This is a genomic window from Paenibacillus sp. FSL K6-1558 (assembly GCF_038002565.1).
In the GTDB taxonomy this organism is placed as follows: domain Bacteria; phylum Bacillota; class Bacilli; order Paenibacillales; family Paenibacillaceae; genus Paenibacillus; species Paenibacillus polysaccharolyticus.
Genome location: NZ_JBBOCV010000002.1, coordinates 193839 through 205180, shown reverse-complemented (window position 1 = coordinate 205180; position 11342 = coordinate 193839). Strand labels below are relative to the sequence as shown.

12 protein-coding genes and 1 other annotated feature are annotated in these 11342 nt (G+C 46.3%); of the genes, 11 read left to right on the top strand and 1 reads right to left on the bottom strand.

Going from position 1 to position 11342, the window contains the following annotated elements; genetic code table 11:
• Window positions 1-111: 111 nt before the first annotated feature.
• From MHI38_RS28690 to MHI38_RS28655, 8 genes are all read left to right on the top strand, one after another.
• On the top strand, window positions 112-525 hold the full coding sequence (locus MHI38_RS28690) for a RicAFT regulatory complex protein RicA family protein (RefSeq protein ID WP_090921137.1): 414 nt from the start codon (window positions 112-114) through the stop codon (window positions 523-525).
• A 131-nt stretch (window positions 526-656) separates the two neighbouring features.
• Complete coding sequence (locus tag MHI38_RS28685; RefSeq protein WP_090921104.1) at window positions 657-1061, top strand: PaaI family thioesterase; 405 nt, start codon at window positions 657-659, stop codon at window positions 1059-1061.
• An 84-nt stretch (window positions 1062-1145) separates the two neighbouring features.
• A complete protein-coding gene (locus tag MHI38_RS28680) occupies window positions 1146-1955 on the top strand; it encodes an NUDIX hydrolase (protein ID WP_090921102.1) in 810 nt (269 codons plus the stop codon).
• 48 nt (window positions 1956-2003) lie between these two features.
• Window positions 2004-2561 (top strand): cysteine hydrolase family protein, encoded by a 558-nt coding sequence (locus MHI38_RS28675; protein WP_341182000.1) that lies wholly within the window; start codon window positions 2004-2006, stop codon window positions 2559-2561.
• Window positions 2562-2653: 92 nt separating this feature from the next.
• Window positions 2654-4108, top strand: coding sequence for a nicotinate phosphoribosyltransferase (locus tag MHI38_RS28670; protein ID WP_154886331.1), 1455 nt, complete (start codon window positions 2654-2656; stop codon window positions 4106-4108).
• Window positions 4109-4504: 396 nt separating this feature from the next.
• On the top strand, window positions 4505-5149 hold the full coding sequence (locus tag MHI38_RS28665; protein WP_154886330.1) for a hypothetical protein: 645 nt from the start codon (window positions 4505-4507) through the stop codon (window positions 5147-5149).
• Between the two features lie 13 nt (window positions 5150-5162).
• Window positions 5163-6170: an acrylyl-CoA reductase family protein gene (locus MHI38_RS28660; protein WP_154886329.1), complete on the top strand. Its 1008-nt coding sequence runs from the start codon at window positions 5163-5165 to the stop codon at window positions 6168-6170.
• Window positions 6171-6265: 95 nt separating this feature from the next.
• Window positions 6266-6826, top strand: a complete 561-nt coding sequence (locus MHI38_RS28655; protein WP_154886328.1) for a hypothetical protein — start codon at window positions 6266-6268, stop codon at window positions 6824-6826.
• Between the two features lie 46 nt (window positions 6827-6872).
• On the opposite strand, the gene MHI38_RS28650 is transcribed toward MHI38_RS28655, so the two are convergent.
• Window positions 6873-7391, bottom strand: coding sequence for a MogA/MoaB family molybdenum cofactor biosynthesis protein (locus MHI38_RS28650; RefSeq protein WP_260511140.1), 519 nt, complete (start codon window positions 7389-7391; stop codon window positions 6873-6875).
• A gap of 170 nt (window positions 7392-7561) precedes the next feature.
• Between MHI38_RS28650 and MHI38_RS28645 the strand changes: the two genes are divergently transcribed.
• The 3 genes from MHI38_RS28645 (at window position 7562) to argS (ending at window position 11219) form a co-directional block, all read left to right on the top strand.
• On the top strand, window positions 7562-8659 hold the full coding sequence (locus tag MHI38_RS28645; protein ID WP_154886327.1) for a GTP-binding protein: 1098 nt from the start codon (window positions 7562-7564) through the stop codon (window positions 8657-8659).
• Between the two features lie 72 nt (window positions 8660-8731).
• Window positions 8732-9067, top strand: a complete 336-nt coding sequence (locus MHI38_RS28640) for a four-helix bundle copper-binding protein (protein WP_154886326.1) — start codon at window positions 8732-8734, stop codon at window positions 9065-9067.
• 81 nt (window positions 9068-9148) lie between these two features.
• Window positions 9149-9440: a binding site (T-box leader), on the top strand.
• A gap of 66 nt (window positions 9441-9506) precedes the next feature.
• Entirely contained in the window at window positions 9507-11219 is a 1713-nt protein-coding gene (gene argS, locus MHI38_RS28635) for an arginine--tRNA ligase (protein WP_445667244.1), read from the top strand.
• Window positions 11220-11342: the final 123 nt, after the last annotated feature.

The following is an 11342-nucleotide window of genomic DNA, read 5'->3' as shown; positions in this document are numbered from 1 at the left end:
AGCCTTAGTACAAACACTGATGTTTAACCAAAGTCTCATCTTATATCATCTCATACGAATGGAGCGATCACAGTGGCGCAGGAAGAAGAAGTGCAGTACAACCATTACGGAATGCCAACCTACGATACGCGCAATTTGATCATACGCGACGACATTATGGGAAAGGCCAAAGAACTGGCAGATATGCTCGGAACGAGCGAAGAAGTAAGACAGTTTCAACAGGCAGAAGCCAAAATCCGAGATCATGAGCGCATTCAGCAATTGATCGCAACGATTAAGAAAAAACAAAAAGAAATCGTTGCTTTCGAAAGCTTCAACAACAGTGCCATGGTTAGCAAAATTGAACAGGAAATTGATGACTTGCAAAACGAACTGGACAGCATTCCGCTAGTAACCGAATTCCAGCAGAGTCAAAGTGACATCAATTATCTGCTTCAACTAGTCATCTCGGTGATTCGGGATACAGTATCCGAGAAAGTCAATGTCGAAGCTGGAACGGATTCACCTCCGACCAGCTGCGGTTAAATGAACGGAAGGGTGCGGACGCAGTCCGCGCCTTTTTTGACATCATAGAGAGCAATGAACTCAGAATGAAGCAACAAAAAAGACATCTAGAGTGAGTTAAACAACGTATGGAATAGAAGGAGAAATGAAACATGAGTATTTTGGACAAAATGGTGGAAGACGGCGATGGCCGATTCTGGGGATTTCTCGGGTGCCGGTACATCAAGGGCAACAAACAAGAAGTCCAAATTGCGCTGACCGCAGGAGAGAATCATACCAACTCGATGGGCATAATTCATGGTGGTGTGTTGACCTCATTGATGGATCAGGCGATGGGTATGGTCGCGACAGCTGCCATGGAGGTGGATAGTTGTGTCACGACTAACCTTAATGTACATTTTCTGGCGCCGATGAGTCAGGGCGAATTAATTGTAACGTCAACCGTGTTGCATCAAGCTGGGCGTAGCATCACGACCCAATCTGAGGTTCGCGATTCCTCAGGAACGCTGGGATGTATGGCTACAGCAACGTTCCGTGTGGCGAAATCGAGAGCCTGATAACGGAAACTGGAATCCACAGTTGACAAAAATTATTATTATGTCATAATGAGATTATCAAAATGAAAATAGTCGGTGGTGCCCATGAGCGAAAACAACAAACACGTTAACACTGAATCAGCAAACGATGAACTGGAAGCACGTAATTATAGTTCCAAAAAATATCGTACCCCCGACGGGGTTCCTGCAGATATCGTCATGTTCACCTTGACGAAGCGGGAGCGCAAAACGGTAACGAAAACCCTCCCGATTCGGGAGTTGAAGGTTATGTTAATTAAACGCAAGGGTTGGCCTTTTGCCGGAAGGTGGGCATTGCCTGGTGGATTTTGCCAAGAGAATGAGTCCATTTACGGTGCGGCGAAGCGCGAACTGATGGAGGAGACCGGTGTAGACGGCGGACATCTCGAATATCTAAACGTTTATAGTCAGCCCGGACGTGATCCCAGAGGTTGGATTATCTCTCATGCCTTCTTTGCACTTGTAGAGGAATGGATGCTTGAACACAGGCAGGCAGCAGATGATGCGGAAGATGTAGGGTTGTTTACGATCCAGGAGGCACTGGAAGAACTGGAACTCGCCTTTGATCACAGAACGATCATCGAAGATGCATACAGACGAATTCAGCAACAGATGCTGGAGACAACGATTGCGAGACAGTTTCTGCCGCGTGATTTTACGTTAAGTGAATTATATCAGGTCATCCAGAGTGTTGTACCCGATTTCGAAGAGCCTAATTTTATTCGTAAAATAACATCTACACGCAGCCGTAAAGGGATTGTCGAGGAAGTGCGTGACGATGAGGGCAATCTGGTCAGCTCCAATCAGTACTCCCAGCGTCCGGCACAGCTGTATCGATTCACTGAACTAGTGCCGCGTTTATCGATCTATACTTAAAAAGCTTGTGATGCATTCAACCATATTCAAACCAAGGGAGTGTGGACGATGAAAGCATTGATTGTTATTGATTTTACACAAGATTTTGTTACGGGAGCATTGCCTGTGGGTCAGCCGGCCGTAGAGATTCAGGAAACGGTAGCGGCGATTACCGAGGCGTATCTCGATAATAAAGATGAAGTGATTATGGCAGTAGATTTACATGAAAAAAATGATCCTTATCATCCGGAAACCGTACTTTTCCCGCCTCATAACATCCGTGATACTGAGGGAAGACAGCTATATGGTCGTCTTGCCGAAGTAATGGAGAAGCATGCGAATGAAATTCGGTGGATGGATAAAACGAGATATAGCGCGTTCTGCGGAACAGACCTGGAACTGAAGCTGCGCGAACGAGGCATAACGGATATTGCGTTAATCGGGGTATGTACAGATATATGTGTATTACATACCGCTGTGGATGCCTATAACAAAGGATTCCATATTACGATCTATGAGGACGCTGTAGCCAGTTTTAACCCTGCAGGGCATGAATGGGCACTTGGGCACTTTCGTTCCAGCATGGGGGCACAGGTGGTTAAGGCAAGTGAAACGATTTTGGACTGATTCGCCACCGAACATTGCGGTGTAATCAGCTTTAAGCTCGTATTTTCAGGAATGATCTGAGAAACGAGCGGAAGTCAGAGAGGATGAGACAAATGCAGACAACAAGCCTGGCTTTACATACGGATAAATATCAGATCAACATGATGTATGCGCACTGGGTGAATGGTACACACAAACGGAAGGCGGTATTTGAAGCCTACTTCCGTAAGCTTCCTTTTGGCAACGGTTATGCCGTATTTGCCGGATTGGAGCGCATTGTGAATTATATTAGCCAGCTACGTTTCACCATGGAAGATATCAAGTTTTTATCCAAACAACCAGAGAATTATGATCCGGTCTTTTTGGAGGAATTGCTTCAGTTCTCTTTCCAGGGAACGATTCATTCCATGAAGGAGGGTGCAATTGTTTTTCCTGACGAACCGCTCATTCGGGTTGAAGGCTGTATTCTGGAAACGCAGTTGGTGGAAACGGCCATACTTAACTTCATGAATTATCAGACACTGATTGCAACGAAAGCATCTCGTATTAAGCAGGTGGCACAGCAAGATACATTGCTTGAGTTCGGAACACGCCGTGCACAAGAAGCAGATGCCGCAATTTGGGGGGCTCGTGCTTCATATGTAGCCGGTTTCCATGCGACATCCAATATGCTGGCTGGTGAACAGTTTGGCATTCCGACAGCAGGCACACACGCACATTCCTGGGTGCAGAGCTTTATGACGGAACAGGAGGCATTTGATGCGTATGCAAGAGTGCTACCGGATCAGGTGACGCTTCTCGTGGATACGTTTGATACGCTGAATAGCGGCGTGCCTCATGCGATCAAAACAGCCAAGTGGCTGGAGAGTCAAGGCAAAAAGATGAATGCTATTCGTCTGGATAGCGGCGACCTTGCCTATCTTTCGATTCAGGCCCGTCAGATGTTGGATGAAGCCGGACTGGACTATGTTAAAATCGTAGCTTCGAATGATCTCGATGAAAATACGATCTTTAACTTGAAAGCTCAAGGTGCACGGATCGACACATGGGGTGTCGGCACACAGTTGATTACAGCATCAGATCAGCCTTCTTTGGGTGGAGTCTACAAGCTGGTAGAGCGTGAGGTTAACGGCGAAATGTTGCCAACGCTTAAAATATCGGCCAATCCCGAGAAGGTGTCTACACCGGGTAAAAAAGAAGTCTTCCGCATCATTGATCCGAAGCATGGCAAAGCTATTGCGGATTATATCTGCTATCCAGATGAGGAGCAGCCGCTTCAGGGAGGACCGCTCAAGCTGTTCAACCCGCTACATCCTTATCTGAAAAAAACGGTGACCCGTTATGAAGCAGTTAACATGCTGGAGCCGATTTTTGTGAATGGACGTAAAGTGTATAACCTGCCTACGCTCGATGAAATACGCGCGTATCATAAGGAGCAGTTGAATCTTTTCTGGCCAGAGTACCAACGGAAGCTGAACCCGGAAATTTACCGCGTGAACATCAGCCCGGCTGCATGGAATATGAAGCAAAAGTTGATTGCTGAGAATGTGAAATCAACGGAAGAGTAATATCATAGCTGTATGTGAGAATCAGGAAGGCATAACCGGTAGGGATTACTGGCTTATGCCTTTTTGATATGATGAAACGATGGTAATTTTAATTAACAGGTGTGAAGTTTCATAGAAGTATGCCGGAGGAAGATGTACACTCTCTGAATAAGCAATAATTGTGAAGCGACTTTGTTATAGCCATCTCATGCATTGCATCACCTATTCCAAGGTTTATCCCAAGTAAGATCATATCATTATTTCTCGGGAAAGCGCAGAAAACGCCAAATGCCGCCACATTTCGAAAGTTACTTCGTCATAAGGGGGGGCCTTAGAAGAACAGTTGAACAGGATTGAAAATCTACACTGTTTCAAACCGATGTCAGCAGGGGATGAAAGGTAGAGGAGGGCTGGCTGATGAGATATATGTTTGGACTACTATGGGTTGCATTTATAGCTTATGCACTGTTTATGGCGCCGGGGAACTCCCCCGCGAATGATCCGATATTCAAAGAATTACTCACATTGCAGAGCAGGGAGCCATGGCTACTGACGGTGTTCTCATGGTTGGGCATTTTTCCGGCTGTGTATGCATGTATTCTACTTCGAAAATCAATGACAGCCTCGAAGAGGCAGCGGATGCCAGCATGGCCGTTTGTCTTGTTTTCTTTTGGGCTTGGAGCATTTGCATTATTGCCCTATTTTGCGTTGATTTCACCTTCCCCAACAGACGTACATGATCCGGAGTCATCTGTTAAACAGTCGAAACGAGGTGTCTCGCGAGTGGCCTCGCATAAGCTGACCCATCTGATCCTGTTGTTGCTTACACTAGGGTCGGCACTTTATGCGTTGATCGAAGGCAATTCCGAACGCTTCGTGGACGCATTTTATCAATCCTCGTTTGTACATATCATGACGATTGATTTCATAGTACTGACGTTACTGTCTACGTATGCTATCTATCGCGATGCCAGAGTGAACGGAAGAACAACAAACTGGGCGTGGGCAGGATTACTGCCGCTTGCAGGACCACTATTATATCTGCTTTTGGAACGAAAATAAGGAGATGAGACCGATGAAAGAACAATTTCAGGCTTATGTGATACGTAAGGATGATCAGAAAGGGGTTACAGCCAAACTTGAGCAGTTGAAAAAAGAAGACCTTCCTAACGGGGATGTGACCGTACAGGTACACTATTCCAGTGTGAATTATAAGGACGGATTAGCATCTCTTGAAAAAGGAGGTGTCATACGGAATTATCCCATGGTACCTGGAATCGATATGGCCGGGACGGTAGATGAATCTGTGAGTGGACGTTTTGCACCTGGGGATCGGGTCATTAGTACGGGATTTGAACCCGGGGTCTCCCATTACGGGGGATATAGTGAATATGCTCGACTTCGTAGTGAGTGGTTAGTGCCTCTCCCGCAAGGGCTGAGTGAAAAAGAAGCGATGGCTATTGGAACGGCAGGGTTCACTGCTGGACTCTCGATAGACGCCTTGTTACAAGCGGGGGTAACGCCGGAAATGGGGAAAATACTAGTTACCGGCGCTACGGGGGGCGTTGGCAGTATGGCGATAGCTATCCTTGCGAAGCTTGGTTTTGAAGTGACGGCAAGCACAGGTAAAAAGCAGCAAGAAGAGGAACTGCTTCGCAATTTGGGGGCTTCCGAAGTCATTTCCCGTGAAGAAGCGGATGCCCCAATCAAGGGAGCCATGGGTAAACAGCAATGGGCGGGCATCGTTGATCCAACTGCGGGGCCAGCACTGGCGGAGCGCTTGAAACAGGTACAATATGGTGGAGCTGTTGCTGTATCCGGGTTAACTGGGGGCAACGGATTTGAATCAACTGTTTTTCCATTTATTTTGCGTGGCATCCAGTTGATTGGTATTGATTCAGTGTATTGTCCCATGAAACGTCGAGAGCGCATCTGGAACAAGCTGGGCAGTGAATGGAAGCCAGACCGTGCACTTGCGCTGGGGGTCCAGGAGATTACGCTAGATCAGTTGCCGCATACATTAGAGAACATATTACTGGGCGGTGCAGTTGGGCGTACCGTTGTACGTGTCTCCTCTGAATAATGTGCTTACTTGGAATAAAATGTGTATCTCCTAGACATGCTAATCCTACCTGAGAGAGTCACAGGTACTGTGACTCATGGAAAGGAAGGATAGACATGCTGTTAAAGGAGAAAAATCCGAACCTGATGGGGCGGAATGTAAAACGATTTTTGATGTTAAGTGGCTTGGTAATCCTCAGCCTAATATCTCTCGCAGCTTGCACATCTTCATCTATTGAGCAGGAACGGAAGCTCTATACAGGGGAAGCAACAACGGAAGGGAATTTCAGAGCCAAGCAACAAGGTCACGGCTTAAACGGTACGTTAGCAAGAGAAATGACAACCGCTTTTGCTGCCAAACATATTAAGCTGATGAACAATATGTTCGAGGATGATGCTGATGGTGGCATGTCATATATGTATTTATTGAATGGTAGTGCAAGACATATCGTGAAAGTACACATTTATCGTGATGCGAAAATCCGTGCAGCAAGAATGGAAGAAATGTATGGGGAACCTAAAGAAAATGCCGTTCTGGAGAATGTAATGGGCAGAACGACGATTCGTAGCAAAGGGCATGTATCGTTGGTTTATACGGCTTCCGGCGGAGAGAAAGATCTGTATGCACAGGACGTCCTGCAAGTATTTGGAGATGTGTTGCAACAAATAAAAGAGTAGTGACTTACAAAATGTCCAAGTGGAAAAAACAAACCCGTCTGATGATTCAGACGGGTTTATATATTTCGCGCATGACATGGCGCAGTTCAGGCAAAATAATGCGTTCCATGGCAAGTTTAACGGCCCCGCGAGAGCCTGGCATTGAAAATACAGCTGTACGCCCGATGGTTCCGGCAACTGCCCGACTGAGAATAGCTGCTGAACCAATATCTTCGGTATAACTTAAGTAACGGAAGATTTCACCAAAACCGGGCAGTTCTTTGTCCAGAAGGGAAGATACAGCCTCGTATGTAGTATCCCTTGGAGCAATACCGGTACCTCCGCTTAACAGTACGGCTTCGATATCATCCCGTACAACAGCGTCTTGCAGAATCGTCTGAATCCGTTCTGTCTCGTCAGGTGTAATGATATACTCCACAACCTGATAGCCAGCTTGGTGCAACAACTCATGCATAAGTTGACCGCTCGTATCGGTTTCTTTGGTACGTGTGTCCGAAACGGTAACAACCATACAGGCCACCGTTTGTGGAGCTTCCTGACGGTGTTGTTCAACTGAATTGGTCATTGAAATCCTCCTCAAATAAACATGTCCTCATAGCATAGACTATTCATGTTAATCAGGCAATGAAGTTTTCTTCAACAGAACAGGCGTATTGCACAACAATTGAAGGATAGTGTACACTCGCTTAATAGAGTCAGACTAAGGATAGAGATGGGCAGAGAGGTGTGTAAATAATGAGTATCATCAATGAACAAAAACCAAGTATTCCTGTATATATTTTGTCCGGTTTTTTGGGCAGCGGTAAAACGACATTGCTTGTAAAGCTCATAGAACACTGGAAACAGCAACAACTGCGCCCAGCCGTGGTGATGAATGAACTGGGTGAAGTGAATCTGGATGGTCAGATCGTAGATGAGGAAGTGCCCATGACAGAAATGTTGGGCGGATGCATCTGCTGTACTGTACGAGGAGATCTCGGGCTGCAACTGGCAGACCTCGTCCAAGAAGAGTCACCTGATGTTATTGTGATTGAGGCAACGGGCGCAGCGAATCCGATGGAAATTTTGGATGCGGTGACGGAAACATCTCTTTATATGCGTTTGGAGCTGAAAAGTTTGATTACCGTAGTGGATGCAGCTCATCTGTCAGGCCTGTATCAGGAGCAAAAGGGAAAAACTTTCAAATTAATGCAAGAACAAATTCGTTGCGCTTCGGTGTTGCTCTTGAATAAAACCGACCGAGTTCAAGAACAGCAACTGCAGGACTTGGAAGAGCTTTTGAATAAATGGAATGGCTTTGCCCCCGTGATTCCAACGGTCAAATGTGAAGTGTCTATGGAGCAATTGCTTCATAGTGGTGCCGACGTTCACATTCATCAATCCAATATAGCAGGCGATGCATCGAAAAATGCAGGAGAGGCTCATGTGCATACAGATGATTGCCGTACTCAGGGATGCAATCATGGACATGATCACACGGATCAACGTGACAGCAACCATTCAAGCGACCATGGCGAGCATTCTGTTAAGCCACATACATCACATGAACATGTTATGGTATACACACATTATTTCAGTCAACCTGTGAATAGCGAAGCATTCGAACAGTTTGTGGCTAGCTTGCCGCGTGACGTATATCGGGCAAAAGGAATCCTTTCGTTTAGCGATACCGCAAGCCGATTCTGGTTTCAGTATGCCTATCGTGAATCGGATTACATGAAGATCACACCTCAAGGTGATGTGCCGAATGTAGCTGTCTTTATCGGGGAGCATTTTGATCAAACTGCCATCCGTGAACAATTACTGGAATTGGAAGCGGTAAAACAAGACTAGGATAATGGTTCAAAGTTCCTCCCTGGTGGGTATTAAGAAGCATAGCAAACTTTGCCTGGGAGGTAACTTTAAATGACACAACAACAATACCAACAATGTATCGATGCTTGCCTGGAGTGTATGAATGCTTGCAATGTATGTTACATATCGAGTCTGAAAGAATATGATTTGGCGATGCTTCGTGACTGTATTCGTATGAACCGGGAATGTGCTGATATCTGTGCATTTGCAGCGCAAGCCATGACACGTGGAAGTGATTTCATCGGTGAAATCTGTGAATTGTGTGTCAAAGCATGTGAAGCCTGTGCAGCGGAATGTGGTAAACATGCACATGATCATTGTCAGGCTTGCGCTGAAGCTTGCCGTAGATGTGCCGAAGCTTGCCGTTTAATGGTCGCAGTTGCTTAAACTATCTATGTAATCAATTTAAAATAACAGGGTTGCTAATCCATACCAGGATATGTATAATGATCTGAAATGATCGAAACAGCAATATCCGTGATCGGGAGAGTAGCCCAGATTCAGGCCATGACAGCGAGCCGGGACAGGTGTAAGCCGGTATGTGATGAACTGTGTGAAGCGCACCCGTGAGATGGTTATCCGAAGCCATGTATAGGCTCCATTTGGAGTTCGTTGTATATGGATTTGAGGGTAATCCGGCATGCAACCGTTATTTGCACCGAGCGGATCGGTTACACCTTCTTGCAGCATGCTGTAACACAGGTTACCGTTCACTTAGAGTGGTACCGCGGGAACTGTTAACACAGCTCTCGTCTCTTATTTGAAGAGACGAGAGCTTTTTTGCGTTTATTTTAGGCATATATTATACAGAGAAGGAGTGCTCGATGTGTTAATGAAACAGGCTGCAACTCAGATCGCCCCGTTAACCGGGCTCACACCAGAAGAAGTATTGAGATTATTGGAAGTCCCGCCGCAGGAGGAGATGGGGGATGCTGCATTTCCCTGTTTTACGTTAGCCAAGTCGCTAAGAAAGGCACCGGTCGTTATTGCTGGAGAAATTGCCGTTGCATTACAGACCGAGGGTATGGATGCTACAGCAGCAGGTCCTTATGTGAACATTCGTTTTGACCGGAATGTCTTGGCGCCCCAATTGCTCGAAGAAGTGGGTAGCGAGACATTTGGTAAACTGCAACTCGGGCAAGGAGCGCGTGTTGTCATTGATATGTCCTCACCTAACATCGCGAAACCTTTTGGCATTGGGCATTTGCGTTCCACTGTTATTGGTGCAGCGTTGTATCGTTTATATAACGAAGCGGGTTATACCTCGATAAGTGTGAATCACCTAGGGGACTGGGGGACGCAGTTCGGTAAGCAAATCACGGCATATAAGCGGTGGGGAAACGAAGAGATGTTACAAGCAGATCCAATTCGTAATTCTCTTGAACTATATGTTCGTTTTCATGATGAAGCAGAGAAAGATCCATCTCTGGAGACAGAAGCACGGGAATGGTTCCGTAAGCTGGAGCAGGGGGATGAAGAAGCGCAGCGTCTATGGACTTTCTTCGTAAACGTGAGTATGCAGGAGTTTAACCGGATGTATGAACGATTGAATGTGGATTTTGACCATACGCTCGGTGAGAGCTTTTATAATGACAAGATGGGTGCAGTTGTGGAGGAACTTCGAGGCAAAGGACTGCTGGAGGAAAGTGACGGTGCGCTCGTTGTTCGGCTGGATGAAGAGAATATGCCACCATGTCTGATCATTAAAAAAGATGGAACGACAATCTACCCAACCCGGGATTTGGCAACAGCAATCTATCGTCATGATGTGATGCAGGCAGATAAGTTGTTGTACGTCGTTGGTGGGGAGCAGAGCCTTCACTTCCGTCAAGTATTTACGGTATTGTCCAAGATGGAGTATGACTGGGCAGATCATTGTGAGCATATTCCGTTTGGTCTAATGCGTTTCGAGGGGCGGAAGATGTCCACACGCCGGGGGAAGGTTGTTTTTTTACAGGAAGTACTGGATGAAGCTGTCGCTCGTGCCTTGCAAATTATTCAGGAAAAAAATCCGAATCTGGAGCAGGCTGAACAGGTAGCCGAAGCCGTTGGTGTTGGGGCGATTATCTTTGGTGATCTGCGCAACAATCGCATGAATAACATTGATTTTTCGCTGGAGGACGCGGTAAGTTTTGAAGGAGAGACTGGCCCTTATGTGCAATATACTCATGCACGAATTCAAAGTGTGCTTGCCAAAGCCGCTAATGTGTCACGTGATGAACAGGAAATGAATTCGGACACGGATCAGATGAATAACCCTCCTGTAGCAATTGTCGGCGATACCTCTTGGGCGTTGCTGAAATTGCTGATTGACTATCCGGCTTATCTGGAAAAAGCTGTGCTTCGCAACGAACCATCCGTGATTGCTAAATACACGATAGACGTTGCTCAAGCCTTTAATCGGTTTTATCATGCTGAACGAATTGCGGATGCACCGTCAGGTGTCAAAGCTTTTCGGGTGAAACTGGCCGAGCACACCGCGAAACGTCTGGCGTACAACTTGTCTTTATTGGGCGTACGCGCTCCCGAGCAGATGTGATCTAAGTTCAGATTACGAAAACAGGAGGGAATCCGAAGTTAGGCGCTGGCTTTTCCGGCAACTTGAATGTTGTTTGCAGTTTGGTTACGATAGAGACATAATAAACAGCCAAGGTGCACGGAT